This window comes from Terriglobus tenax, from assembly GCF_025685395.1.
Lineage (GTDB): Bacteria > Acidobacteriota > Terriglobia > Terriglobales > Acidobacteriaceae > Terriglobus > Terriglobus tenax.
In genome coordinates this window covers 914728-939431 of the sequence record NZ_JAGSYA010000003.1, presented here as the reverse complement: position 1 = coordinate 939431, position 24704 = coordinate 914728, and the positions used below count along the sequence as shown (strand labels likewise).

General features: G+C 58.8%; 25 protein-coding genes and 1 tRNA gene. 8 read left to right on the top strand and 18 right to left on the bottom strand.

What is annotated here, in order from left to right:
* Position 1: 1 nt before the first annotated feature.
* From OHL13_RS04045 to OHL13_RS03970, 16 genes are all read right to left on the bottom strand, one after another.
* Positions 2 to 2059, bottom strand: a complete 2058-nt coding sequence (locus OHL13_RS04045) for a type IV secretion system DNA-binding domain-containing protein (RefSeq protein WP_263408825.1) — start codon at positions 2057 to 2059, stop codon at positions 2 to 4.
* The gene (locus OHL13_RS04040) at positions 2040 to 2375 is read right to left on the bottom strand and encodes a plasmid mobilization protein (RefSeq protein WP_263408824.1); all 336 of its coding nucleotides are present in this window, start codon (positions 2373 to 2375) and stop codon (positions 2040 to 2042) included. Before OHL13_RS04040 ends, OHL13_RS04045 begins: the two co-directional genes overlap by 20 nt.
* Before the next feature lie 279 nt (positions 2376 to 2654).
* A complete protein-coding gene (locus tag OHL13_RS04035) occupies positions 2655 to 2981 on the bottom strand; it encodes a hypothetical protein (RefSeq protein WP_263408823.1) in 327 nt (108 codons plus the stop codon).
* Between the two features lie 24 nt (positions 2982 to 3005).
* Positions 3006 to 3953: a RepB family DNA primase gene (locus tag OHL13_RS04030; protein WP_263408822.1), complete on the bottom strand. Its 948-nt coding sequence runs from the start codon at positions 3951 to 3953 to the stop codon at positions 3006 to 3008.
* Between the two features lie 103 nt (positions 3954 to 4056).
* Positions 4057 to 4431 (bottom strand): single-stranded DNA-binding protein, encoded by a 375-nt coding sequence (locus tag OHL13_RS04025; protein ID WP_263408821.1) that lies wholly within the window; start codon positions 4429 to 4431, stop codon positions 4057 to 4059.
* 543 nt (positions 4432 to 4974) lie between these two features.
* The gene (locus tag OHL13_RS04020) at positions 4975 to 5943 is read right to left on the bottom strand and encodes a CpaF family protein (RefSeq protein WP_263408820.1); all 969 of its coding nucleotides are present in this window, start codon (positions 5941 to 5943) and stop codon (positions 4975 to 4977) included.
* Positions 5940 to 6746: a type IV secretion system protein gene (locus tag OHL13_RS04015; RefSeq protein WP_263408819.1), complete on the bottom strand. Its 807-nt coding sequence runs from the start codon at positions 6744 to 6746 to the stop codon at positions 5940 to 5942. Before OHL13_RS04015 ends, OHL13_RS04020 begins: the two co-directional genes overlap by 4 nt.
* 174 nt (positions 6747 to 6920) lie before the next feature.
* Positions 6921 to 7838: a type IV secretion system protein gene (locus OHL13_RS04010; protein ID WP_263408818.1), complete on the bottom strand. Its 918-nt coding sequence runs from the start codon at positions 7836 to 7838 to the stop codon at positions 6921 to 6923.
* 17 nt (positions 7839 to 7855) lie between these two features.
* Positions 7856 to 8104, bottom strand: coding sequence for a hypothetical protein (locus OHL13_RS04005; RefSeq protein WP_263408817.1), 249 nt, complete (start codon positions 8102 to 8104; stop codon positions 7856 to 7858).
* A 9-nt stretch (positions 8105 to 8113) separates the two neighbouring features.
* Positions 8114 to 8899: a hypothetical protein gene (locus OHL13_RS04000; protein ID WP_263408816.1), complete on the bottom strand. Its 786-nt coding sequence runs from the start codon at positions 8897 to 8899 to the stop codon at positions 8114 to 8116.
* A 241-nt stretch (positions 8900 to 9140) separates the two neighbouring features.
* Entirely contained in the window at positions 9141 to 10409 is a 1269-nt protein-coding gene (locus OHL13_RS03995) for a TrbI/VirB10 family protein (protein ID WP_263408815.1), read from the bottom strand.
* A gap of 2 nt (positions 10410 to 10411) precedes the next feature.
* Positions 10412 to 11245 (bottom strand): TrbG/VirB9 family P-type conjugative transfer protein, encoded by an 834-nt coding sequence (locus tag OHL13_RS03990; RefSeq protein WP_263408814.1) that lies wholly within the window; start codon positions 11243 to 11245, stop codon positions 10412 to 10414.
* A 20-nt stretch (positions 11246 to 11265) separates the two neighbouring features.
* A complete protein-coding gene (locus OHL13_RS03985; RefSeq protein ID WP_263408813.1) occupies positions 11266 to 13635 on the bottom strand; it encodes a VirB4 family type IV secretion system protein in 2370 nt (789 codons plus the stop codon).
* Positions 13616 to 13879 (bottom strand): VirB3 family type IV secretion system protein, encoded by a 264-nt coding sequence (locus OHL13_RS03980; protein ID WP_263408812.1) that lies wholly within the window; start codon positions 13877 to 13879, stop codon positions 13616 to 13618. The genes OHL13_RS03985 and OHL13_RS03980 overlap by 20 nt, the downstream gene beginning before the upstream one ends.
* Positions 13880 to 13894: 15 nt before the next feature.
* Entirely contained in the window at positions 13895 to 14275 is a 381-nt protein-coding gene (locus OHL13_RS03975) for a hypothetical protein (RefSeq protein ID WP_263408811.1), read from the bottom strand.
* Between the two features lie 142 nt (positions 14276 to 14417).
* Positions 14418 to 15428 carry a LysR family transcriptional regulator gene (locus OHL13_RS03970; protein ID WP_263408810.1) on the bottom strand — a complete coding sequence of 337 codons (1011 nt, stop codon included), beginning with the start codon at positions 15426 to 15428 and terminating at the stop codon, positions 14418 to 14420.
* Between the two features lie 299 nt (positions 15429 to 15727).
* Between OHL13_RS03970 and OHL13_RS18675 the strand changes: the two genes are divergently transcribed.
* On the top strand, positions 15728 to 16090 hold the full coding sequence (locus OHL13_RS18675; RefSeq protein ID WP_399255175.1) for a helix-turn-helix domain-containing protein: 363 nt from the start codon (positions 15728 to 15730) through the stop codon (positions 16088 to 16090).
* Positions 15997 to 17253: a tyrosine-type recombinase/integrase gene (locus OHL13_RS03965; RefSeq protein WP_263408809.1), complete on the top strand. Its 1257-nt coding sequence runs from the start codon at positions 15997 to 15999 to the stop codon at positions 17251 to 17253. Before OHL13_RS18675 ends, OHL13_RS03965 begins: the two co-directional genes overlap by 94 nt.
* 99 nt (positions 17254 to 17352) lie before the next feature.
* Here the strand turns inward: OHL13_RS03965 and OHL13_RS03960 are convergent.
* Positions 17353 to 17427, bottom strand: a tRNA-Val gene (locus OHL13_RS03960).
* Between the two features lie 202 nt (positions 17428 to 17629).
* On the opposite strand from OHL13_RS03960, the gene OHL13_RS03955 reads away from it, so the two are divergent.
* The 4 genes from OHL13_RS03955 (at position 17630) to OHL13_RS03940 (ending at position 21080) form a co-directional block, all read left to right on the top strand.
* Entirely contained in the window at positions 17630 to 18283 is a 654-nt protein-coding gene (locus OHL13_RS03955) for an RNA polymerase sigma factor (RefSeq protein WP_263408808.1), read from the top strand.
* A 28-nt stretch (positions 18284 to 18311) separates the two neighbouring features.
* Positions 18312 to 18803 (top strand): anti-sigma factor, encoded by a 492-nt coding sequence (locus tag OHL13_RS03950; protein WP_263408807.1) that lies wholly within the window; start codon positions 18312 to 18314, stop codon positions 18801 to 18803.
* A 184-nt stretch (positions 18804 to 18987) separates the two neighbouring features.
* Positions 18988 to 19575 carry a DUF3106 domain-containing protein gene (locus tag OHL13_RS03945; protein WP_263408806.1) on the top strand — a complete coding sequence of 196 codons (588 nt, stop codon included), beginning with the start codon at positions 18988 to 18990 and terminating at the stop codon, positions 19573 to 19575.
* 269 nt (positions 19576 to 19844) lie between these two features.
* Positions 19845 to 21080 (top strand): TlpA disulfide reductase family protein, encoded by a 1236-nt coding sequence (locus tag OHL13_RS03940; RefSeq protein ID WP_263408805.1) that lies wholly within the window; start codon positions 19845 to 19847, stop codon positions 21078 to 21080.
* Positions 21081 to 21152: 72 nt separating this feature from the next.
* Here the strand turns inward: OHL13_RS03940 and OHL13_RS03935 are convergent, their stop codons facing one another.
* Positions 21153 to 22022, bottom strand: coding sequence for a proline dehydrogenase family protein (locus OHL13_RS03935; RefSeq protein ID WP_263408804.1), 870 nt, complete (start codon positions 22020 to 22022; stop codon positions 21153 to 21155).
* Positions 22023 to 22158: 136 nt separating this feature from the next.
* Here OHL13_RS03935 and OHL13_RS03930 point away from each other — a divergent pair, with 136 nt between their 5' ends.
* Complete coding sequence (locus OHL13_RS03930; protein ID WP_263408803.1) at positions 22159 to 23346, top strand: YncE family protein; 1188 nt, start codon at positions 22159 to 22161, stop codon at positions 23344 to 23346.
* 62 nt (positions 23347 to 23408) lie between these two features.
* Positions 23409 to 24704 carry an alkaline phosphatase family protein gene (locus OHL13_RS03925; protein WP_263408802.1) on the top strand — a complete coding sequence of 432 codons (1296 nt, stop codon included), beginning with the start codon at positions 23409 to 23411 and terminating at the stop codon, positions 24702 to 24704.

Here is a 24704-nt window from a genome sequence, read left to right as displayed (position 1 = left end):
GCTACGTCTCCCGGATGAGCGCAGGACCAAGCGCTTGTTCCTCGTCCAGGTCTTCCTCTGTGGGCGTGCCAACGATGGGCTGCTCTGGCTGGGGATCTTTGCCCGGCTTCGGCCACGCAATAGGAGCCCTTTCCTTATCGTGTGGACCTCCGCTCTCGGTCGTCACCTCTGCATCCTCCGGTTCGCCTGATCCCTCCTCGGCGGCAATTTCAGGAGTAATGGGCTTCAGCGTGTCGGGGTTGAAACTGAGGCCGCCAGCAGTCTTGCGCGGAAGAAATCCGGGCGTGGGCGTGGGCAGGTCCATGTACTCGAAGGCGAACCGGGCGACGCTGTTACCCAGCTTCAGATACGCGTGGCGATCGTCCAAGCCGCTGATCTCCGATCCCATGACGAGGGGTTCGATCTGACGCTCGACGGTGAAGTTATGTCCTGACCGGGTGCCGTCGAACTTAGTCTCTTTCAGACGCTCAATTTCTACCTTGCCGATGGCTTCGGAGATCCACTCGGCGGCCTTCGGCTCCGCCGTCTTCATGAAGATTTTGGTTGCGGGCTGGGACAGCATGACCTCGGCGAGGTGACCGTAAATGACCTCGAGCTGAGCCTTGCCCTGGAAACCAAGGATGAGCGGATTTTTCGACTTCCGGTTCTCCGTGATTGCGGTATGAAGCTGAGGCAGCTTCTGCAAGCTCGCCAACTCATCGATCACAAACCAGACCGGCTTTTGACCCGGCTGCGGCGCGGTCAGCAACCGCATCACAAGAAGATCGATCCAGAGAGAATGCAGTGGACGAAGCGTATCCCGCTCCGGTGGGCGTGAGGTAATGAAGATCCATCCTTGCCGATTCTTCGACCAGGTGCGTGCGTTCCAGACATCGCGCTTCTCATCACGCTCCGGCAGCATCCGGAAGCACTTGGCGACCAGTCCGAGCGAGGACAAAACGCCCGCTCTTTGTGGTCCTGCCTTGCGGTCGATATAGAAGGCCATCTCGGTGCCTTCGACCCGCTTCATTAGCTCCAGGTCATTCGACATCCACTCGGCAAGCCGGTGCGGAGTTGGACCACGTTTGAGCAGATGCGCGAAGATCTGCGCCGGGGTCTCATGGAAAAACTCATCGACTTTATCGGTCTTCGGCGCATAGAGAGATGCCGCGATGGCATAGGCTTCATCCTCCGATTCCAGTTCCTGCGCCGGTCCCCAATAAGGGCAGCGTGCATCGAGGGGGTTGAGCACGATGTCGCCGCGTTCGGCATCGTAAAAACGCTGGATGTACTCACAGGCAGGGTCATAGACGATAGCGGAATCGCCACGTCCCCGGATTTGGCGGAGGCATTGCATGATTAGCTGCGTCTTCCCAACTCCGGTATCGCCCATGAGCTGAAGGTGCTGCGCTTCCTTGCGCAGAGGAATGCGCATCATCTGGTCGGCTTCGGTGGTTTTGAAGCCCAGACCATCGCCCTTCTGTGCCTTGTTGAACTCCTTTGGGTCGAGCAAACGTGGACCGCGGAGGACGCGTCCGTACTTCATCTCTTTGAAGCGCCGGATGTCCTTCGGTATCGCCAGAGCAAGCAGGCCGATGAGGCAAGCAACGCCCTCGACGAAGCTCAATGTGAACACCCGCCACGGACTTTCACGATCAAAGATCGCATCGTGCAGCCAACGGTACATCGAGGCATCGGCCAACTTCTCAACGGGGCCACGGAACGGGAAACGGTAGCCCTGTGCCTGTGGAAGTGCTGCTAGGGCAAACGGCATACGCTTGCCGCCCGGCAATGTCATCGTCCCGTCCGCGAAGTCCGATGGCAGTGCAAGACGCGGCTTAGTAGCGGCCCCTCCGAGATACAGCAGCCGGTAGCTCTGATGGGCATGAAAAACATCGCCTACACCGGACCGAACGTAATCCACCACATACGCTTTCTGGAGAGGTGACAGCTGAAAGGCATACCGTTGCCAAGCGAAGAATAGCGTGAGGAAAAGCGTTCCGGCGATGGCGCAATAGCTCATCAAGGGAACGTGCGGCGGCCAGATGATCGTCTCTTTTCTACCCCATTGTGTTGCCATCGGAGGGCTCCTTTCCTGCCTGTTGCGTGTACTGTTGCATGACTTCATGGGCGGCCTTGTGCTTCTCCTTCCGCACCATGGTCATGGCCTCGGTGATCCACGAAGGCGAGACTTTCTCGCCAAGCGCGAGCGGCTTGATAAGGTTCACGAGCAGCATCCTGGTGGCGATGAGCTCGGTGAAGACGGCATCCCCAGGGCCACGGCGGGCTTCTCGCAAGAGGGTGTCGCGCGACCATTCACTCAGTGATTTTCCGCAACGTCGCGCGGCCTCTTGTAATTCCTGTTGTTCTGCGTGGGTGACGCGCGCATTGGCCATCCTGTCCCTGCCTGCCCGCCCCGCAGAACGTGCAAGCCTGATCTCGATAGGCACTATGTCTCTCTTTGGCGCATTCATAAACTCCTCCCCAACGCGCGTAAACAATAGTTTTCAGAAAGAAAACAGTTGTTTACGCGATGCTGCTATGTCGCTCACAAGACAAACACGTAAACGGTTGTTTTCGTATCTGCTCGAAACACGCCCATCCGAGGGATGGAGTGTCAATCTTCTTCCGGTGCGCAGCACCGCTGTGGCTCTGCCACAGATGTAGGAGCGGGATCATGCCTTCGATCCCGCCACAGATGCAGGTGTTTGTGCTGGCGATGATGCTGAAGCAGCGGGCTTCTTTCCGGGCTGCTCCGAGGCATCATTTGCAGCGCCACGGCGAACGCGAAGTGTCGGCCTAATCCGCTGTGCTTCAGGCGTCTTCAGAAAGTCCTGGAAGTCGCGATCTTTCCCGAAGACGTAGGCGAGCGCTTGCTCGACGACATCGTCGGCAGAAGCCCGGATGAAAGCGGCGTACTGGTCGACCTGCGTGGCAGTCGAATCAGTGAGGCGGATGGAAGCGCTGAGGTGACGGGTTTGAGTGACTTCAAGTAACGGCATGACGTTCTCCTTTGGGTGATGAAATTAGGCAAGCTTTCTACGTGCGACCATTCGCACTGCGGTGGCGGCAATCTCCCGCGCACGAGCGGAGCAAAGTGCAGCGGGAAGTTCGGCATCCCGGCGAACCTTGAGCATGGTGATGACGTCGTCAATGGGGGCTCCTTCACGCAGCCATTGACGAGCGGAAGCGACGTCAATCGTGCGCTGCGCGTAGTAGAGAGGATTGGGCTTGTCCGAGCGGCGCGAAGCCAGCTCGTGGGTCAGCTTGCCGGCATCTTTGCCCAGGGCGAGCTGGTGGCGAGCCCACGCCCAATCCAACTCCGAATGGCTGTCCTTGTGAGCCCAACCAAGGCGCGCGTTCCCGCGAAGCGGCAGCGCGGCAATGGAAGGAAGATTCGGCAAGCGGAAGTCCGCAGGACTGTAGGTTGCATCGGAGGGATACTCGACCGCGACGCAGTGAGCGGGAGAATACTTCTGGTTGCGAAAACCGGGAACGCGAAGCACCCGGTTGCAGTCCGTGCAGGCGGGATCGCCGCCGAAAGCGATGGCGAGCCGTTTGAGCGTGACTTCCTGGTCCTCAACGTCGAAACCATCGACCTGCCACAACACCTGATATTTCCCCGGTGATGTGGAGAGGACAGCGCTCGGAACGGGCAGGCCATCTGATGCCCGGAGCGCAGCGAGCCGGGCATCTCCATCTTCGTCGATGTCCAGATACAGATGCCGGACGATGTCGATGCACTCTTTCGTGCGCTTCCGGCTGCCAGAGCGAAGCGGATTGGCAGCCACGTAGACATTGGCTCCTGCATGATTCTCGTGAGCGAGCCAGCCGAGGTAACGAGGCGCGAGCGCCTGCTCCAGCGTCACGACGCGCTGCTGAGTCTTTCCCACGCTCTCCGTACGCAGCAGGAGAGCAATTGTCGAGCAAGGAGCGAAGCTCCGAGCGAGAAAGTCCGTGGCTGTTTCGTTCATCTGCATTCCCTCCATCCGCGTCTATTGCGAGCGCGATCACACAGGCTCTTAGCAGTCGAAGAAGTCCGGCTCGATGCCGGACCTCTTCGGTGAAAGGAAGGGGCTATGCGGCCTCTTCCTCGGAGAGTTCTTCGTCGTCTTCCGCTGCCGCTTTGGCGGCACGATCCAGCTTGAGAATCGAGTTCACCCGGATCTCCCAGATGGTTTGTTCCGAGTTGGTCTTCTTGCTCTCGTACTTGCGGCTGCGCAACTCGCCCTCGACCTGGATGTGAGCGCCCTTGGTCAGCTTGGCGGCGAACTCTCCGAGCTTGCCGAAGACGACGCAACGGTGCCATTCCGTGTGCTCGATGTACTTGCCGTCCTTCTTGTACGAGGACTTGGTTGCGAGGGAGAGAGTGGTGAGGCTGCGATCGCCGTTGGTGCGAACTTCTGCGTCGTTGCCGAGGAAGCCGATGAGGGTGACTTTGTTTGAGTACATGGTGGTAATCTCCGTTTCGTTGTATTTCCCGTATCCTGCTCGGGTCACCCTTCGCGAAGCGAGCGAGTGGGCCCGGCTCCCAAGTGCCAAGGAGTGCTTTCTTGGCGGGGCCCGGAAAAAGTTTGAGCGGCGTTCTTGGCTGCGGCTTTCAAACTTTTTCTGGGAGGAACCGAGACCCCGCAGGGGCGGCGCAGCCAAAGCAGAACGACGCCGAGCCGCAGGGCGCCGGTTTGGCCCCGAAGCGTGAACCCGAAGCAGAGGACGGGATACGAACGGTGAGTGCCCAAATGCACCAAAGTCACCCGGACGATTCCTGTGACGGAAAGTTCCACCTATCGCAGACTCATGGAACCCCGCAACATCCTCGGTCTGGGACGGCTTCGAGTACACGGAATGGCACCCGTACCACAGCGTCTCGCCAGCCGGAATCGCCATGCTGGGCGCGTTCAGGGACGAGTTGGGCTGTGCAGCTAAATGAGCCGCATGAAAGACCATCGGAGTGACCTCGGTCGGGTTGGGATTCTCTAGCGGAAAGCCTGCGCGTCAGGCGTCGGAGGCACGATAGACGTCCTCCGTCTGGAAGCATTGCTCCGCGTGGCTGTAACCGGAGACGGTAATCAGTTCTCGGACGCGGCGGCGGCCCGTGTGATCGCGCTCGCAATGCAACACGAAGTCCACGGCTTTGCCGGTCTGGGACCGGACAAATGCCTGGTCCAAATTCGTTCTTGCACTCAGGGCCATATCAGCCAACCGATCCAACGCATCCACGGCGGAATCTGCATGCAAGGTGGATAAGGTCCCACCGTGGCCAGTGTTCATGGCCTGCAGCAGGTCATAGCCGCATTCGTCACGGATTTCACCCATGATGATGCGGTCGGGACGGTGGCGGAGAGCTGCCGCCACCAACTGGCTCGGAGTAATGGCAACCTGGCCCGGAATCGCATCGACCGCCTCCCAGCGAACGGCGTTTGGATGGGCGATCTTCAACTCCGCCGGCTGTTCGATCACGACCAGCCGTTCATGGAGCGGAACATGGTCGAGAAGAGATTTCATCAGGGTCGACTTACCCGAACCGGTTCCACCGCTGATGATGCCGTTCTTTCTCTTCTGGATGAGAGTGAGAACTCTGTCACGGACGTGTGCGGGAAATCCGCCCGCATTCACCAGCTCATCGGACGTGTACCAGCGGTTGAATTTGCGCACCGTCAGCGTAGGCCCGTTGATCGAAGAGGGCGGGCCGACAACAGCCACGCGCGAGCCGTCCGGCAAGCGCGTATTCAGGATGGGATTCTGGCCGGTCAGGTCCTGTCCAAGGATGCGGGCGACGCGCTCAATGGCCGCCGTCAGACGGTCATTGGTGTACGGCGTGGAGAGCGGAATATGCTCGACCACGCCGCCACGATCCGCGAACACTCCCGTCGTCCCGTTGATCATCAAGTCCGAGATCGACGGGTCCAGGAGAAGCGCTCGAAGCTCCTCCGGAAAGAACGGGAGTATGAGCTGGAAGCTCATCGCGCTGCTCCCGCTGTAGGCTGGGCGATTGCGTTCGGGTTTGAGGCGGTGGTCCCAGGTGTCATGGGGTCCACTGACACTCGGTTGTCATGGAACTCTGTGATCGTCAATCCCAACGGATTGATGAACTCGTACTGCGGATAAATCTTCGCCTGATCGCTGACCTGCTTGGGGTTCAGGTAATACGTAACAGACAGCAACCAGTGTTCGGTACGGGGCTGATGGGAGTGTTCCTCGGAGAAGATCTTGTCGAAGGTCACAAGTGCAGTTCCGCGCGCAATGCGAACGCCCTGAACCATCTCCTCGGACATCGATGTGATGGTCACGTTGCGCACCTGCACGTCGCTCGATTCCACTTGGCCTGCAGCCACTTGCGAGACGAGATGGTTCTGGTTATCCGTTCCCATTAGTTGCGAGGCAAGCGGGCCGGAGAGGAAGTAGTAGTTGAGCGGATACTTCTTCGCAATGACGTCCCGATTGATGGTGTAGCGATAGTTGGCCCAGTCAGTGAGATAGGTTCTGACTTCGCCCTCGCGCGGACTGTAATTAAGGTCGGTGTATTGGATCGCCTGCGCACGCCCCATCTCATCGATACGGATGTAGCGATTGGCGACCGGGCGATGCGCCAAGGAGAGGTTCAGCCACATGGAGCCACAGAGCAAGACAGTCCCGCAACCGATGATGAGACGGTAGGCCTTCCGCTCCGCATAGTGCGAGGAATAGACCTCATTGCCGACCTGGTCGGTGAGAAGAGCTTGCTCGGGCGTTAGCGCGCGTTCAATGGGTACTGTGTGCGTGGACATGGGGGCTGTTACTCCTTTCCGAGACGGCTTTGAAAACGACGTAGGCATAGATCAGACCCGCGACCACGACTCCGATAAGGAGGAGCTTGAGAAGAGGTTTGACGAATCCACGGCCAAATCCCAATGCTCCCAGTGCATCGCCGATTGAGCTTCCGTTTCCGTTATTCCACATATCTAGACGCCTCCAGTGATTGCGAGCGTCCTGACGATATTTCCGACCGCCTGTTGGCCTGATGATGCGAGTCCCGCCGCACCGCCAAAAATTGCCTGCGTCATGCTCGGGATGAACAGCATATTAATGATGAACGCGACGAAAACCATCAAGCAAGGGACGAGGTTGGCGATCCACATGTCCATCGAATAGTTGCCATTGAAGGTCTGCTGCAGAAACCCGTTCATGAATCCGGCCCAGACATAGATGAAGGCGGCAGCGACAGCACGAATCATGGCGAACGAGATTAGGACATCGAGGAAATGGAAGAACTTGGCTTTGAAGGTCTGCGTCATGAGCAGCGGCACAAAGATAGGACCGAAGAGTGCGGTCACACCGTAGAGGATGAAGGCGCTGCAATTGATGACGAACAAGATGGCGGAGGCGAGTCCAAGCATGATCTGGACGAGCACATAGCAGAGGATCTGAACCGGCGCGGTGAAGGACGGCATCGATGTTCCATCGCCCGCGTTCTTGAGAAGCTGAAGCAGCTGGTCCAGAGAATGCTGATCGAAGGCTGCGACCATCGCCTGCGCGATGTACGAGAAGAAGTGATTGATGCCGAAACTAGCACCTGGGAAGGGATTGACCCAGTAATTCAAGAGCAGACTGCACACGATCAGCTTGAGCAGGAAGTGGGTAAGGTCGCCGGCACGTACTGGATGATGATGCAGCCGGAACGTCATCGTACTCGTGTTCCAGTTGATGACCATGTTCACGAGGGTGAAGAGGGAGATACCACTCAGCTCCGTCCAACCCAGTTGGGTGAGCGCGCCGCCGTTCTGCGTGGTGAGATTGGTGAGGTTGTTCGTGAACTGATAGAGCCAGTCCATGCCCGAGCTTGCGGACGGTAGTGTTTGTGCGAGAACGGCGATGCTCATAAGGGTCTCCCGTTGGACTAGGGGATATAGCTCTTCCAGGTTTTGCCTTCGTTGCCAGCAGCGGAGTCGTGTCGCTTCTTGTCTTCTTCGACCTTCTTACGGAAGAGCTCATCTTCCTGCCTGCGGCGCTCGGCTTCGCGTTGCTGTTGTTCGAGGATGGCTGCGGCTTTGGCAGCCTCATGGCGTTGACAGATCGCGGCGCTGGCGAGTGCAGCCAGCACCGCAACGATTGCAAGTAAGAGTTTGCTATTGAGCAGTTTCAGCATGGCTCTCCGTTACGGCAAGTAGGTCTGCCAGGTGTTTCCTTCGCTCGCGGCGCTCATATCGTGCGTGGCGTGCTGGGACTGGACGAAGACGGCCGTGTTGAGGTCGGTGGCGGCAGCGTTGCGTTGCTGCATGTTCGCGAGGGCCATCTGCGACGCGACGCAGGCCTGCAAAGCGCCTTGATTCTGCGCCTCCGACCTCTTCTGCGCTTCTGCTGCGTTGAGCATGTTGAGTTGTTGGACTTCGCTGTTCGTGCTGCTGGTGCCGTCGAGCTGGTTGGCGGTGAGGCTCGTGGTCGCGGCCGTGTTTTGTAAACGGGCGGCGCGGTATTGACCGACTGCCGTGATGCAATCCGGTGAGACGGAGTCCGACATCTCGATCATCGCGAGTTGGGAGAGCTGCGGGCTTCCAGGCGTCTGACTACCGATGTAGGTCGGCAGATCAGAGCTAACCGGGACGGTCGCAGCTGTCCATCCCGTGGACGAAGCAGACGGCGAGTTGCTGTTGAGAGCCGTCGTCATGCCGTTGGTTTCACCGAACATGTTTTTGACGTTCGCATTCTTGAGAGCAGTCAATGTGGTTTGCCACTGCTGCTTGATGGAGAAATGCTCGATATTGTTCTTGAGCATCGTGTACTGCGTCTGCAGCGTCGTGAGCTGCGAGACGAGGCTGGCGTAGCTCGTTGGATCGAAGACGATGTCTCCGATGCCAAAGAGCGCGAAGCTGGGAGTGGCGGTCAGCAGCAACAAGCCGCCTCCCAGAATCCACTTACGACGTTTTTTGAGGTCGAGACTCATAGGCTCTCCGATGTGGGGGCTCAGATGCAACGTGGGTTCATCAGATCAAGGGGGTCCAGTGGAAATTCGTGGAACCTAGTGATGAGGTGGCCGACAGATTCAAGCGATGCAACGCCCGCTCGCGCGAGTGTCCAAAAGCCTCCTGACAGTCCGATGGAAGCGACGATGAGCACAAGCGGCAGGACGAGAATCAAGGGACGGCACGAACGGGGGATACGGGGATACATGGTTCCTCCTTTCTTTACAGGGTGGGATCGACGCGATGCTCTGCGTAAGACGGTATGAGGATGTCACGGCCAATGTAGACGCGGGCGCGTGATCCCTCTTTAAGCGTGATGACCGGCAGGCGGTTTAGGAAGTGATTGAGGACCTGTTCCCCTTCCGCTGCGGACTGCTCCGAGATGCCATTCCGAATCTGCGTCGAGGGAGACAGCACCGAGCCGTTGTTACCGATCTGGGCCATGCCGCCGAGGCCACCGATGGCGGCGGCTGCTCCGAACGCCATCAGGTACCCGTGATCTACCTTGGTGGCCAGTCCCGTGGTCCCCATCTGGTCGAGACCGAGATACTTGTCGAAGTCCAGCGAAAATCCATCGGGGCAGACAGCGCGATGGAAGGTGACAAACATCTTCCTCTGCTGGGCGTTGCCGACACTCTGCACGTTGCCGATCAGGCGAGTGCCTTGCGGCATGAGCAATTGCTGGTGGTCGTGAGAGTAATAATCCGTCGTTAGCATGACGAGGATCGGCCCCGACAATCCGCCGTCGATATGGTTGGTGACGACGCCCTCCAGCACCGTGCCCTCGAAGATGCGATAGAGCTGGCCCTGGTACTGGTCGAAGTTGTAAGCAGACATCGGATTTGATTTGGCTGCTGAGGCGGACGCATCCTTTGCCGGCAGCTTGCCGGGAATATCTTCCGCAGATGCTTTATCCGTGCTCTCCGCTTTGGCACTGAGGACCGCGGCGGGCGCCCCCGATCCCGCGTGAGAGAAATCGATCGCAACGGTATCGCTGTTGAGGGCGTCCTGGTGCTGTTTCTCGACCGCGAGCCGTTTCTGCTTCGCTTCCGCCTGGGCTTCCGAGACATTGGAGGTATGTTGCGGAGCGTTGCTGCTTCCGCCATAGATGGCATCCCGCTGGGCGGGAGTCATCGGCGCAGCGGTTGCGCTCTCCGGACCGGGAACGCTCTGCTCCTGTTGGAGCTGCTGCATCGCGGCAGCGAGCGACTGTTGCCGTTGCAGCTCTTCGGCATCATGCCGTGCCTGCATCTGCTGTTGGGTCTGGAAGCTCGACACCTGTTGGGCATTGGGCGTCGTCGGGCTCATGCTCAGGGCGCTGGCCGGGGCGTTCTTCTTATTGCCGGTCAGAAGGCTGGAGAGGTTGGCGAGACCGACGAGGGCCACGATCACCACGAGAGCGATCACGACGGGCATACTCTTCCGCAGTGGCGGCTTCGACTCTGGCTGTTCGGGGACAGTTGCGGGGGTGTTGTCATTCAGTTCCGACATATCTACCTCCCCTCTGCGCTGCGATGAAAGTCCACGCGCTGTTTGCCGATGGCGAGATAACCCGCATCCACTTCCTTCGGCACGATGTACAGACCGTTCGCGAAGTCGAAGTTGATGAGCGAGGGTTTCTTATCCTTCACTTCGTAGAGGGCGGGTGTTTCCTGGAAGTGCCCGCGCAGATACGTGAACTTGTCATCGCGCCATATCTGCTGAAGACCAAGCTCCTTGCCTTTCTTCTCATCCCAGACGAAATCGAAGTGAAGCGAGCCGGGATACTGGCTGCGATAGGTCTCCTCCCTCGTTTGCTCGGCTTTTAGCGTGGCGGCCTGGGCCGCCTGCGCCGCCGTAGCTTCCTGCCTGGCTTTGTCGAGGTCAGCCGCAGGCACGAAGACGGGCAACTGTGCCAAGCGGTTCTTCGCCACCTTGTCGCCGGGCTCGATCAGCACCTTCGAGTCATAGTGCGCATCGGCATCATCCGAGATTTCACGCAATTGCAGGGTGTACTCGTTGCCGTGGTCGGAGACGATATGGATGTCGGTCGATCCGTTCGCCGTCTTCGGCTTCACGCTGATAAAGCGCGAAGCCACATGACCACCGTCGAAGACCCAATCGACCGTGTCCCCAGCGAAGACGTTCGCAACCTTTTCCTCGGCAGGCAGGACAATCAGCGTCGATTGCAATAAGCCTGCGCGCACTACGGGCGGGGTCTGCGACTCCGACACGGTGACCGTGCGCGGGGCACTTGGCTGGAGAGCATGCACCGGCGTAGCCGCGTGCAACGATGCGGAAGCCAGCACAAGATGGAGAGCAACGGCGATGGGGATGGGCGGTTTCATGTTTGTCCTTTCTGAAATGGCTACTCCGTCTCGCCTTGGGCAAAGCGGGCGATGCCCTCGGCGAGTCCGTACCTGGCAATCAACTTCGATCTGCGCACACGATCCTTCGGCTTGGTGGAGAAGGCAGCGTAACTGCGGCTGTCGAGATTTAGGCGAATGACCTTGGTGAGCCCATCGCGGCGCATGTAGAGCGCTTCGCGATCCTGCAAGCTCTCGAAGAGAGCGAGCTGCTGTTCGTTCATCTTGAAGAGCTCGGCGTAACGCTTCCGGTTGAATGTCGCATCGCGCAGGAAGAGGAACGATGTGCAGGAGTTGACGATGGAGTCGGCATTGGCACCGAGATCCTCAGCGGACTGACCGATCATCGTGACGCCGCCAAGGTTCTTACGCACTGTCTTGATCGAAGCCAGCGCGGCTTCCAAGAGCTGACGGTTCTTCATCGAAGAGAAGATCTCTTCGATGAGGATGTGCTTGGGAACACCTAAATTAGCGGGATTGAACAGCACGTCGTTGATGCGCCGCAGCAGCCACACCATCAGTGGCTCGATCAGATCCGCATACTGCGCGTTGTTCACACCCTGGAAGTCAAAGCATTGCAGTCGAGAGAGGGAGAGACTGTCTTCTACGTTGTCGAAGATCGCGCTATAGACGCCGCGACCAACCCATTTCGACAGGTAACGATCAAGTTTCTTCGGCAGATAGAGATTCGACAGACGACGATTGCCCGGATCGAGTAGGTACATGTCCTGCACGGCCTTATGAATGACGTCGTCATCTTCTGGCTCAAGCTCCGCGCCGCCGTTGGTCAGCAACAGCTTGATGAAGCTATAGAGGAACTGGATGTTGCTCTGTGTCGGCTCCAGAATGAACGGATTCACGCGTGGGCCGTCTTTGCCGATGCGATCGACACGCCCACCGTACAGCTCGACGACACTCTCATAGCTGCCGCCGATGTCGAAGATGTAGGTGAACCCGCCATACTTTTGCTCGTGCGCAATGGTGCTGTTACCCATCACTGACTTCCCGGACCCTGTGGGCCCGAGGATGAGCTGGACCCGCACACCGTCGACATAGGCAACTTGGAAAAAGGGAGTCCTTGTGCGCGTCTCGAAGACATTCAGGTATTCGTGGTCAAGGTCCTCCGATAGGGGATGTCCAAGATGCGGTGCGAAGATGGAAGACAAGCGCGCATGATGATCCTCTCCCAGCCACATGGGGAATACATTGAACTTTCCATTGCCCGGAAACATGGCGTAGAACGCGGAGAGATTGCCGAGCGTCTCCTCCATGATCTGGGCACGCGCTTCGACGAAGACGCGATGCACAGCGGGAGCGATGCTGTGGAGGTCAGCTACGCTGCGTGCCGCGATCAACAGACGAAGCGAGTATTCGCCTTGCGCCTTCTTATCGAGCGCCCGAATGACATCGCTGAGGTCATCGACTGCGTTATTGGCGGCCTTCGCTCCGGCTCCTGTGTCGAGCGAGGCCGTGTCTTTACCGGCCATCACGCGCGAGAGCACCCCTACTTTAAAGAACGAGATGAACTTTTCCTGCTGGTCGATCTCACGACGCGCGGTGGCACTCGACTTGGGCCTCCACGTCGAGCAGAGGATGCTGTCGCAATCCAGCATAAGCAAGTCTGCGAAAAGACTCGGCCGCGATGCTTCTGGCGTGGTCTTCAGGGAGTACATCTGGACGTATCGCTTGCCGACACGCAGATGATCGCTCTCCCACGAGACAGGTGCCTGCACGATCTGGCGGTCTACGCCCGTATCGGCGCGTAGCTGCCCCTGTTCGGCCCAGTCCTCCAGATTGAAGAGGTAGCTGAAGAAACGGAAGGTGTCCTGTTTGCTCCGCAACTGGAGTCCAATGGAGCTGCCGAGATTTCCGGCCAATAGCGTGGCTGTCTTTTGCAACTCGGCCAGTATCCGTGAAGTTCCAGCGGCGTTCTCCTCCGATTTCCGCTCGAAGGACTTGACCTTCGACGGTTCCAGCGTCAGGCACCAGTGGAGATCAATGCGGCGAAAGCCCGCAGTCTGCTCGAGGAAACGAAGACGCTCTTCAACGAAGACCTGCGTCACGGGATTCGTGTAGCTCTGCTGGCGAGGAATCTCAAAGCCAGCGCGAACGCGCGTGTACTGGTGGAGGCAAGCTCCCTCCGGCATGCCACGCAATGCGCCTTCGATCATGCGGAGCTGTGACTCAAGCTCCTGATCGGTCAAGCCTTCTTCATCGATGCCCGTGAGAGCAAAGAGGGATCCGTAGCCGCCACCCTTCAGCGCAAAGATGTGGTCACTCACGAAGCGTGCAATCGGCACGATGCTGCACGCTGCGCCTGCCTTGGCGAACCACGGAACGAATTTTGCGTGCTCAGTATTTGCGCGGGTCATAGTAGCTCTTCTGGTTGAGGCTCAAGCCCCAGAGTTGAAACATCTTTGGGTGTTTGCGGATGATGAGCCACGCGCCAACAGCGAGCGTTGGGAAGGCCATCATCGCCAGGAGACGAAACCCGACGAGGAAAACCGCAATGCAGACGAATACGATCGCCATCCATGCCGTAAGATCGAGACCAAGCTTGGCTCTCGGTCGGTTCAGGGCCTGATTAATTGCCTGCGGTTCTCCTCGCCGTCCCATAGCCGATGTCACCTCCTACATCGACTGCCCGGTCAGTGAGCCGATCCAGCCGGCTCCCCAGCCGAGGACTCCAGCGCCAAAGAGCGCGCCGAAGAGTCCGGGAATCGCGTCCTGAAACCGTCCGCTCATCATGCGAATCCCCGCAAAGATGAGTCCGCCAAGGCAGATAACAGCCCCGGCATACATGGCGAAGGTTTTGAACGTTTGCATCAGCGTGGTTGCCCCAGAAAAATCCATCGTTCCCTGGGCGTGAGCAACGCTCGCGAACGTAAGCGCGACGAGCGTCGGTCCCACCGTCCGCGCGGCGCGGAGAAGTAGCGGTGTAAGTGAAGGCTGCGCCAATCGCTTGGCAAGGCGGGCTGTTCTGCGAGATAGAACGTGATTGCTTCGAGACATCGGCACCTCCGTCGACTGGTCTCAGTCGGGAAACTGCCATGATGATTGGGTCGGCTCGGGCCTCTCGTCTAATACTTCCTATTTATCGGGTGATAGCTGCGAGCTATCACCTCGTCCTATCTCCGTGCTGCTCTTGGTCTTTTCAGCTCAAGAGCGTCATCTGAACCGGACCTTCTTTCACAGGTTGAGGAGGTCGTTGAGCAGCAATCATGGAGGCCTGCAAGTAAGCAGGTACCTGGTTCAGTGGCCTCTCTTTTTCGTTCTTGGAGAGTTGCTTCTTGAGCCGCTTGACAAGGATGGGAATGGTCTTCGGATGGCGCACTTTGTGGTAAATCAAAGCAGTATCCACGGTCCAGTCCACTCCTGCGATCGGACGTGTCATCAATTCATCGTCAAGATGGGTTCCTTCGCGGATCAACGCGAAGCCGTGGCCGCCTTTGACGAGCGTCTGCATCTCGGTTGGGTGCGAGACGCAGGAATACTCTTCGATTTGCACGCCGGCATCTCTGAGCAGTTCGAGCAGACGCGCGTGCGCATCCGGGTGACGTTGGGGGTGATAGAGGACGGCAAGGTTGCCCTGCAGATCCGCGGTTTGCAACGAGGCTTTCGTGGCCAGCGGATGGTCTCGCCGCAGGCACACGACAAGCCGGTCTCGCCGCACCTCTTCGATGCGCAAATCCGGATGATGAAGAGGTAGAGTCACAATGGCGGCGTCGACCTTTCCTAGCAGAACCTCATCCGCGAGTTGGGCAGTATCACCATGGGTGGGCCGAATCCGGCAGCCGGGAAGAATCTCTTGGTGTAGATCGCTAAAGGTGCGAAACAAGCCCTGATCGACCAAGGGAGTGCATCCGAATCGCACGGAGCCAATCTCGCCACGTTCGATCGCGATCAGTGCATCGAGTACCTCTTCGAGCGTTTCTAAGAGATACCGGGCAAGGACTTTGAACGCAATTCCAGATTCCGTCGGCCGGATACGCTGGCCTTTCATCTTGCGGAAGAGACGAACCGAGGCGTTTTCCTGAAACTGTTTGGCTTGAATGCTGAGGTTCGGTTGGGCGGTACGCAATTGTTCCGCTGCCGCCCTGAATCCCTGTTTCTCCAGGATGGCAAGCAGATACCGAAAGTGGCGAAGCTCGGCCCATTCATACATAGCGCTCTGCCCGGTCGATAAAGCGCTTCCGATTTGACTCCACAACAGCGGAGAGAATCCTATCTCCGACCTGCGGAAGATTGTGTCAATCGTCACCCATGGTTTCAACAGGAAAGTCCATTTTGGCCAAACTTACTCCTGCGGAACTCCGTCGCCGCAACTGCCAACAAAGACGGGGTGATAAATGAAACGCATCACCCGATAAATAAGAAGTATTAGACACGAGGGGGTAGCGGAGAGAGGCTAGGCACATTTCCCGGTATCGCCAGATACCGGCATTCCCCTTTTGGAGATGCTCTATGGCCTTAGCCGCAAGCGTCGAACAAATTGGAACCAGAGATGTCGTACCCACAAACACAGATGTCGCTAGCCGTTCGGACGAGAGAGGGATCAAGATACCTGATCGCCGTCCGCCGACCTCTGCCTCACCGGACGTCTTGGTGCAGGAGCCGTTTGTAGATGCAGAGCGCGCCGCTAGCTTTCTGTCCATGCGACGCAAGACGCTTCTCGAACTCGCTCGTCGAGGGAGGCTGCCAGGTCATCCCGTAGGATCCGGGCAGCGACGGATGTGGAAGTTCCGTATCTCGGAGCTCGATCATTGGATGTCGGCGGCGGTAAACTTATGCCAGCGGCCGGGGCCTTGTTCAAGGAGAGTTTCTTGAGCAGACCTCGTTATCAAAATGGCAGTTTGAAACTTATGCCCCGCAAAAGTAGCGCCTCTGTTTGGATCTACCGCTGGCGTGAAACCGATGAGCACGGTGAGCGCCAGTTGCGGAAGCAAGTCATCGGAACGGTCACGCAATATCCGACGAAGGCCCTTGCATCGTCAGCGATTGAATCGCTCAGGCTGACAATCAACCAGCAGGGCTTTCAGAGAATGGCCGGCCCCAAAACCTTCTCGGATCTCGTCAACCACTATCGTTCGAAAGAACTCCCTGAAGAGAATCACCAACGCAAGACTCGTAAGACCAAAAAGAACTACGAGGGCAACTTGAAGAACCATATCCTTCCACGATGGGGTTCCTTCCGGCTTCGCGACATCCGCAGTGTGGATGTCGAGGAGTGGCTGGACCGCGTCAGCCTGGCTCCTAGTTCGAGGGCCAAGCTCCGCAATGTCATGAGCACGGTCTTTCGCCATGGCATACGGTGGGAGTGGCTCGGGCAGCACGAGAATCCGATCGCCATGGTGCGTGTCAGTTCCAAACGGACGCGCATCCCTGAGACGCTCACGGTTGAAGAGTTTCTGGCTCTCTTGGGAAAGCTCCCAGACCGGGAACGGGCGATGGGTGTTGTCTGTGCGACCACAGGCCTCCGCATCAGCGAAACGCTTGGACTGAAGTGGGGCGACATCGATTTCCAAACGGGGAAGGCAAACGTTCTTCGTTCGGTCGTCGATGGAGCCGTCGGCCGCTGCAAGACAGAGGTCTCACAGCAGCCCGTCCCGCTCGACGATCTGGTTCTGGCGGAGCTTCAGACCTGGCGGACGATCACAATGTACTCGTCCGACACAGACTGGGTGTTTGCCAGCGATCATGCCTTCGGCAAGATGCCTGTCTGGGCGGTCTCGTCCTTACAGAAGATCTTGCAGCCGGTCGCGAAACGGGCAGGCATCACCAAGCGCATCGGTTGGCACATCTTCCGCCATACCTACAGCTCCATGCTGTCGGAATATGGGGACGACGTGAAGGTGGTTCAGGAGCTTATGCGCCACGCCAAGATCAACACCACCATGGAGATCTACACGCACGCTCGAATGGAGAAGAAGCGACAGGCGCAGAGCAAGGTCGTGGACGTTCTGTTTGGGCGGGAAAGGACGATGGTATGAGGAGGATACGCACCGAGCGTCAGATTTGGGATTTGTGCCCATTCTGTGCCCGTTTTGCGCCCTTGGGAACGCATCGTCGGCTCTAAGTTGTTGATTTGATGGTGGGCACAGCAGGATTCGAACCTACGACTTCCACCGTGTGAAGGTGGCACTCTACCGCTGAGTTATGCGCCCTTGAAGGGTGGCACCCTGCCGCGGAGCATCACTCACGCCGCATCAACTGCCTTATTCAAGATACCAAAGACCTGTCGTTGACGCTACTGTGGTACCCGGCATCTGAGACAGTAGAATAGGCAAACGGATGTCCGAACCGCGAAAATCAAATTCCAGTCAGGACCGCGCGCAACCTCTGGAAGAAGACTGTGTTCAAGAGGACATGGGCACGATGGCGCTCAATCCGGATTTGAAAAACGTGACACTGCCGGACGCAGTCGTGGCAAGCGCGCAGACGGACTTTACCGCGAACGACGATGTCCAGACCATGCTGGCCCTGAAGGCCGGCAATCTTGAAGCCTTTGATGTCCTTCTGGCCAAGTATCGCAAGCCGATTGTGAGTTTTATGTACCGCATGGTTCACAACCAGGCCATTGCCGAGGAACTGGCTCAGGAGGTTTTTCTGCGCGTCTTCCGCTCGCGGGAGACCTATCGTGCGGAGGCTCGTTTCTCCACCTGGTTGTACCGCATCGCCACCAACCTGGGTGTAAATCATGCCCGGGATACGAAGAATGAGCGCTCTGCCCCGACCATCCACCTGGATGAGCCGGACTATGAGACCGGGACGATGCCGGATGTCGCCGATGGAACACCGAGCGTGGAAGCCGACCTGCTGCACGAGGAGCGCATGAAGGCCATCCGGCAGCATGTGATGGAGCTGCCGGAACGTCAGCGGAACGCCGTGCTAATGCATAAGTATCAGGGGATGGACTACAAACAGATTGGCGAAGTGCTTAAACTGTCTGAGTCTGCCACCAAATCGCTGTTGTTTCGCGCGTACCAGACGTTACGAGTGAAGCTGAAGGATTTTGTATAAGGCGCGCTGCGCGCCGGGATGAACTGTTATGAACTGCCATGAATTCCAAAACGAGCTCGAAGACCTGGTCCTGAACCCAGCCCAGGCGCCGTCGCCCGTAGCCCAGGCTCATCTGTCCAACTGCGATCCATGCAGTGCGGAGCTGAAGGAGTTACGTGCCACCTTTGCGGCGATGGATGCCTGGACAGCTCCGGAGCCGTCTCCCTGGTTTGATACCCGCGTCACTGCCCGTGTCCGTGCCGAGCAGCAATCCGCTCCGGCCAACTTCCTGGAGCGCCTGCGCGCTCGCCTGCTGTACAACACCGGGGCGCAGTTCCGCCCGATGATGGCGACTGCCATGGCGCTGGTGTTGATGGTCGGTGGCGCTGGAACCTACCTGGCAAGCGTGAAGTCCACGCCGGCGCCGCGTGCCGCGGTGGTGGAAGACCTCCAGATTCTGGACCGCAATGACCAGGCCATCCAGGAGATGGACCTTCTGGACGACGCTTCTCAGGACGACGAAGGGATTCCGCAGACCTAGGCCTGCACCCGCATCTTTTGATGGAAATCGGGGTTCCTTCTGAGTGAGAGGAGCCCCAAAATGTAGGTTTGGAAGCTGAAAATGAATGCTTTACTTAACATTTTCAGCGGATTTTGCCGCGAACATTGCTACTCTTTGTACGCAAACACCGGCTTTGGGAAAAACAATGAACTGCATGGGAACAATGCGTAGTCTGGCAACAGCCACCCTGGTGGCTGTTCTGACCGTGCCTGCGTTGTCGCAGCAGCTTCGTCGTCCGTCCAGCCCACCTTCGCAACAGCGTCAGCCGCAGCAGCCACGTTCCGCCGCTCCAACCGGTAATGTCCGTGGTCAGCACCTCTCGCAGTGGATGGATATGCACCGCAACCTGACGCCGCAGCAGCAGCAGAACGCCCTGCGCAGTGAGCCGGGCTTCCAGCAGCTTCCGCCGGAGACGCAGACGCGCGTGATGAACCGTCTGGGCCAGTTGAACGCCATGCCGCCGCAACAGCGGGAGCGCGTGATTAACCGCGCCGAGGCGATGGAAAAGCTGGAGCCGCAGCAGCGGCAGCAGGTACGTGGCGCGCTGGGCCAGCTCGGAACGCTTCCCCTGGAGCGCCGCCGGATGGTGGCTCGCGCCTTCCAGGACATCCGCCGAATGCCCCCGGAGCAGCGGCAAAATGCCCTTAACTCCCCTGCTTACCGTGATTTCACTCCGCAGGAAAGAGCTACCCTGAGCAACCTGGTGCAGGTGGCGCCCATGGTGGAAACCATGATGCCGCCCCGGCCGTAATCCGGCATTGCTTGACCTGCCGCAGATTATTGACTACCCTAACGACAATGTTTACCCGCGCCATCCTGGGCTGTTGTTGCCGCTGCTGTTCGCAGCAGGCCGCCCTTGGATCGCGTTCCGGACGGTAGAGTCAGGCCTGTAGCCTGATTCCCATCCAACCCGACAACATCCGATTCTCCGCGAGCCTGCGCACTTATCCATAAGTCCGCGGGCTTTCTTATGTCTGCCCGGAGATAGAGCCAAACCGCAAACCAGCAAGGAAAACAACCATGAATGCACGTCTTGCAACCTTCGCGTCTGCCCTTCTGTTTACTCTGCCGGCCCTGGGCCAGTCGGCGCTGACCGGTACCTGGCAGGGCTTCTCGGAGATCCGCGGCCAGAAGATTCCGGTCACCCTGGAGATCAAGCAGCAGGCCAACGGAGTTTCAGGCGCTTTCCTGAGTGGCCCCGAACGCTGGGAAGCAACCAGCGGAACCGCGGAAAACGGGCACCTGCTGCTGAACTTTGACTACTTCGCTCGCCAGCTTGACGCTACCGTGACCGGTGACGATCTGACCGGCACCTACGGCAATGCCAAATCCAAGTCCCCGCTGAGCCTGCATCGCGGAGCTGCTGCAAAGCCCGCTGCCGTCAAGGCGCCGGACATTCATGGCGACTGGGAGATTGCCGTAGGCAAGTCGCCCAAGGGGGAGTCGGCCTGGAACCTGAAGGTCGACCAGAGCCCCGCGCTGGTCAAGGCAGCCATCCTGCGTATTGACGGCGATACCGGCGGTCTTTATGGCAACTACGATGCCGAAAATAAGCAGTTTGTGCTGACGCACTTCACCGCTGCCGGCCCGGCCATCTTCGCTTTCAAGCCCCAGGAAGACGGCACGCTTCTGGTCATCAATCCCCTGCGGGACGGCCAGCAGTGGACCGCACGCCGTCCTGCTGAAGCCCGTAAGGAAAACCTTGCCCCGCCGACCGGCACCACGGAGCAGACCAAGTGGAAAGACCCTGCCACGCCTCTCACCTTCAGCTTTCCTGATCTGAATGGCAAAACCGTCTCCAGCACCGATGCCCAGTTCAAGAACAAGGTCGTTCTCGTAGCGATTGGTGGCTCCTGGTGCCCAAACTGCCACGACGAAGCTCCGCTGCTCGCATCGCTTTACAAGAAGTTCCACGCCAAGGGTCTGGAGATCATCAACCTGGACTTCGAGCAGGACGACGAGCAGATCAAGAACCCCACGCGCGTCAAGGCCTTCATCAAGCGCTACGGTGTGACCTACCCCGTGCTGCTGGCCGGAACCACCGATCAGTTGAACGAGAAGATTACCGGCGCCGACAACCTGAACTGCTGGCCCACCAGCTTCTTCGTGGACCGCGAAGGCAAGGTGCGCGAGATCCACGCTGGATTCTCCGGCCCTGCTACCGGCAAGGCACACGAGGAGCTGGTGCAGGAGACTACGGCACTGGTAGAGAAGCTGCTGTCAGAGAAGTCGAAGACTCTGAGCGCCAGCAAGTAATCCCTCTCCGCTCACACAAAAAGCCCTCGTCCATTGATCCTGGACGAGGGCTTTGTTTTTGCTGACCGGACTTTAATTCCGGAAAAAGTTCTTTGCCAGAAACAGTACATTAGCCGGACGCTCGGCCAGGCGTCGCATGAAGTAGGGGTACCACTCCGGCCCGAAGGGTACATAGACGCGGACGCCCCAGCCCTGCTTCACCAGCGCACGCTGCAGGTCGCGGCGCACGCCATAGAGCATCTGGAACTCGAAGGCGTTCTTCGGCAGCTTTTTCTCCGTGGCAAAACGCTTCAGCTCCTCGATGATCTTTTCATCGTGAGTCGCCATGCCGCAGAAAACACCACTGGTCATGCAGCGTTTGGCCAGCTTAACGTAGTTGCCGTCCACGTCGATCTTGTCTGGAAACGCCAGCGACGCGGGCTCCTTGTAGGCTCCCTTGCACAGGCGGATACGGATTCCCTGCCCTAGCAGCCGCTCAATATCCTGTTCGGTGCGATACAGGTAGGCCTGCATCACGGTACCGGCCGGGCCGAACTTCGCATGCAGACGCTCGGTCATGGCGACGGTGGCCTCCGTGTAACCGGAGCCTTCCATGTCGAGGCGCACGAAGTTATCGATGTGCGAAGCCTGCTCGACCAGCTCCCCAACCACTTCTTCGGCCATCAGAGGATCGACATCCATCCCCATTTGCGTCAGCTTCAGGCTGACGTTGGCATTCAGGCCGCGCAGTGCAATTGCTTCCAGCATCTGGGCGTATAGCTTGCCGGTGCGGCGGGCGTGTTCTTCTGACAGCACGCTCTCGCCAAGCGCATCCAGCGTGACGGCCATTCCCTGCCGGTTCAGTTCATCCGAGGCATGCAGAGCTTCGTCCAGGGTCATGCCGGCTACAAACCGGCTCGACATCCGCTTGCCGATCGGGGAGCTCTCTGAGAAAGAGCGCATCTGTTTGTTCTGAGAAAGTGCAATAAAAAAGCTACGAAGCAATGCCTGATTTTCCTTCTGGGGGCTTCCTTGCAATGTAGCGTCCGCTCACCTTGCTTTGCAAGGGCGTGGGGTTGATACACTCGCACATGTGCCTGTGAAATCGCTGTTTCGAGCCGCCCTTCCCGTGCTGCTGGTCTTTGCCGCCGGCTGCAGGCGCGGCGCTTTTCCGGAGTATCCCGCCAATTACCGGGAGTTTGCCTATATCTCCAACGGAGCGGCCAACACCGTCACCGTTCTGGACCTCGTCTACCTGCGCCAGGACAAGGTCCTGCAGGTGGGCCGTTCGCCCTCCGGCATCGCCGTCAACCCGGTGCGGAACGAAGTGTACGTGGTCAACGCCGGCTCCGGCACGGTGACCGTCATCAACACCGAGCTCAACCGCATTGAAGCCACCATCGGCGTACAGCGCGAGCCGTATTCCATCGCGGTCTCGCCGGACGGCAAGCGCGCCTACACCGCCAATTCCGGCTCGAACACCGTTTCCGTCATTGACCTGGACACCCGCCGGCAGATTGCTGCCGTGGGCACAGGCGAAAAGCCGGGCGTCGTGACCGTCGCGCCGGACAATCGCGCTGTCGTCGTCACCAACCGGGCCTCGGGATCGGTCTCCGTCTATGCCGTCTCCGTGGAAAAACCACAACCGCCACTCAAACTGCGCAGCACCTGGGGCAACTGCCCTGGCGCAACCGATGCGGCCATCATCAAGGATTCGACCAAGGTGTTCGTCACCTGCTCCGCCAACAAGCAGGTCATGGCTGTATGGCTTTCCGCCGATCCGAACGAGTGGCGTGGCAAGCAGGACCCCTCCCTGCAGCACGATGCCCTGCTGGCCATGCTGAACGTCGGCGAAATGCCGCTGCAGCTCACGTTGAAGCCGGATGGCGGCGAGGTGTTCGTCTCAAACTTTGAGTCGAACACCATCTCGGAGATCTCTACCTGGACCAACGAGGTCAGCGGCACCTATGCCATCGGCACACATCCCACGCATGGTGTGATCAGCCGCGATAATTCCAGCCTCTGGATCTCGAACTTCGGTGCGGACAATCTGAGCCTCTACAGCATCGACGACGGCAAACGCATCAACAGCATCCGCGCCGGTTCGGCTCCGGATGCCCTGGCCTTCTCCGCCGATGAGCACCTGCTGCTGGCCGCCAACGCAAAATCGGGCGACGTTGCTGTCATCCGCACTGCGGGCCGCAACGGGCAACCGGAGCTTTTCACCATGCTGCCCGCCGGACCGCAGCCCAATGCCATCGCCGTCAAGGCGTTCAACGCCAGGTAAAGAATTTTCCTCACCGCACTTTGATGCACACGGAACGCATGATCTGTTTTCATAGACGGGTCATGCGTTCTTTCCTTCTCGCCTCCCTGCTCGCCGTTACCGCAGCCGCCCAGCAACCCAGGCCGCACGTGGTTGTCATCTCGCTGGATGCCTTTGCCTTTGAAAGCCTGAAGAATCCTGACCTTCCTGCTCCCACTCTGCACAGGCTGATGCAGCAGGGAGCGTGGGCGCAGATGCAGCCCATCAACCCGACCGTGACCTGGCCCAATCACTCCGCCATGGTGACCGGACAGAATGACTCCCACTTCAACCTGATTGTGAATGCGGTCATTCGCGGCCAGCGCGGCGATGCCATGCCGAAGCAGGACAGCAATGCCGCCAAGCAGGAGATGGTTCCCGTCCCCACGGTGTACGAGCTCGCCCACCAGGCCGGCATGACCACCTCAGAGATCGACTGGGTGGCGATCAAGCGCTCGGGCGCAATCGACTTTGCCTTTGCCGAAGACCCCGAGCCGGCCAGCCCCGTCGTGCAGGAAATGCTCCACTCCAGGCTCATCACGCAGGAGCAGCTCGGGCACTGGAACAAGACCTCCCAGGCGCAGCGCGACCGTTTCTACACCGCGGCAGCCGTACATATCCTGAAGCAGCATCACCCGAACCTGATGCTCTTTCACCTGCTTGCGCTGGACTCGATCGAACATCAGACCGGCTACGGCAACAACTCCGGCATCAACACTATCGCCTTTCTCGACGACCGCGTGAAGGAACTGGTGGAGGCCGTGCGTGAAGCCGGCGACCTGCCGAACACGACCTTTCTTGTCGTCTCCGACCATGGGCAGCAGAGCACGCACCACATGCTGCACCCCAATGCCCTGCTCACCGCGCAGGGGCTGCAACAGGGCGCGCAGGCCGTCTTCGCCATTCCCGATGGCGGCTTTGCCGCCATCTACCAAAAGAACGCCACGCAGGAGTCCATCGCCAAGCTGAAGACGTTGTTCGCCTCACAGGCCGGCATCCGCGCAGCCCTGACGCCGGACGAAGCGGCCAAAGATGGCTGGCCGACGCCGCAGCAGAGCGACCAGGCCCCGGACCTGCTGCTGTATGCAGCCAACGACTATGCCTTTGCCGGCGGCAATGACGGTCCATTTGTAACCGACACCAAGGAGGTCGGCCAGCACGGTTATCCCAACACCGAGCCGCTGATGCAGGCCATCTTCATCGCGGCGGGCAACGGCATCAAGCCTGCCGGGCAACTGGAGCCGATCCGCAACCTGTCGGTCGCGCCTACGATTGCAAAGCTTTTAGGTCTGAGGCTGGAGAACGTGGAAGGCACGCCGCTGACGCAGATTCTGAAGTAG

Excerpts from the sequence above, each read along its gene's own strand:
- OHL13_RS18675 (WP_399255175.1), top strand. The coding sequence starts at position 15,728 with ATGGCCTTAGCCGCAAGCGTCGAACAAATTGGAACCAGAGATGTCGTA.
- OHL13_RS04010 (WP_263408818.1), bottom strand. The coding sequence starts at position 7,838 with ATGAGCATCGCCGTTCTCGCACAAACACTACCGTCCGCAAGCTCGGGC.
- OHL13_RS03970 (WP_263408810.1), bottom strand. The coding sequence starts at position 15,428 with ATGTATGAATGGGCCGAGCTTCGCCACTTTCGGTATCTGCTTGCCATC.
- OHL13_RS03955 (WP_263408808.1), top strand. The coding sequence starts at position 17,630 with ATGGGCACGATGGCGCTCAATCCGGATTTGAAAAACGTGACACTGCCG.
- OHL13_RS03935 (WP_263408804.1), bottom strand. The coding sequence starts at position 22,022 with ATGCGCTCTTTCTCAGAGAGCTCCCCGATCGGCAAGCGGATGTCGAGC.
- OHL13_RS04025 (WP_263408821.1), bottom strand. The coding sequence starts at position 4,431 with ATGTACTCAAACAAAGTCACCCTCATCGGCTTCCTCGGCAACGACGCA.
- OHL13_RS03990 (WP_263408814.1), bottom strand. The coding sequence starts at position 11,245 with ATGAAACCGCCCATCCCCATCGCCGTTGCTCTCCATCTTGTGCTGGCT.
- OHL13_RS04045 (WP_263408825.1), bottom strand. The coding sequence starts at position 2,059 with ATGGCAACACAATGGGGTAGAAAAGAGACGATCATCTGGCCGCCGCAC.
- OHL13_RS03925 (WP_263408802.1), top strand. The coding sequence starts at position 23,409 with ATGCGTTCTTTCCTTCTCGCCTCCCTGCTCGCCGTTACCGCAGCCGCC.
- OHL13_RS03985 (WP_263408813.1), bottom strand. The coding sequence starts at position 13,635 with ATGACCCGCGCAAATACTGAGCACGCAAAATTCGTTCCGTGGTTCGCC.
- OHL13_RS03980 (WP_263408812.1), bottom strand. The coding sequence starts at position 13,879 with ATGGGACGGCGAGGAGAACCGCAGGCAATTAATCAGGCCCTGAACCGA.
- OHL13_RS03945 (WP_263408806.1), top strand. The coding sequence starts at position 18,988 with ATGCGTAGTCTGGCAACAGCCACCCTGGTGGCTGTTCTGACCGTGCCT.
- OHL13_RS04015 (WP_263408819.1), bottom strand. The coding sequence starts at position 6,746 with ATGTCCACGCACACAGTACCCATTGAACGCGCGCTAACGCCCGAGCAA.
- OHL13_RS04040 (WP_263408824.1), bottom strand. The coding sequence starts at position 2,375 with ATGGCCAATGCGCGCGTCACCCACGCAGAACAACAGGAATTACAAGAG.
- OHL13_RS04020 (WP_263408820.1), bottom strand. The coding sequence starts at position 5,943 with ATGAGCTTCCAGCTCATACTCCCGTTCTTTCCGGAGGAGCTTCGAGCG.
- OHL13_RS04005 (WP_263408817.1), bottom strand. The coding sequence starts at position 8,104 with ATGCTGAAACTGCTCAATAGCAAACTCTTACTTGCAATCGTTGCGGTG.
- OHL13_RS03995 (WP_263408815.1), bottom strand. The coding sequence starts at position 10,409 with ATGTCGGAACTGAATGACAACACCCCCGCAACTGTCCCCGAACAGCCA.
- OHL13_RS03975 (WP_263408811.1), bottom strand. The coding sequence starts at position 14,275 with ATGTCTCGAAGCAATCACGTTCTATCTCGCAGAACAGCCCGCCTTGCC.
- OHL13_RS04000 (WP_263408816.1), bottom strand. The coding sequence starts at position 8,899 with ATGAGTCTCGACCTCAAAAAACGTCGTAAGTGGATTCTGGGAGGCGGC.
- OHL13_RS04035 (WP_263408823.1), bottom strand. The coding sequence starts at position 2,981 with ATGCCGTTACTTGAAGTCACTCAAACCCGTCACCTCAGCGCTTCCATC.
- OHL13_RS03940 (WP_263408805.1), top strand. The coding sequence starts at position 19,845 with ATGAATGCACGTCTTGCAACCTTCGCGTCTGCCCTTCTGTTTACTCTG.
- OHL13_RS04030 (WP_263408822.1), bottom strand. The coding sequence starts at position 3,953 with ATGAACGAAACAGCCACGGACTTTCTCGCTCGGAGCTTCGCTCCTTGC.
- OHL13_RS03950 (WP_263408807.1), top strand. The coding sequence starts at position 18,312 with ATGAACTGCCATGAATTCCAAAACGAGCTCGAAGACCTGGTCCTGAAC.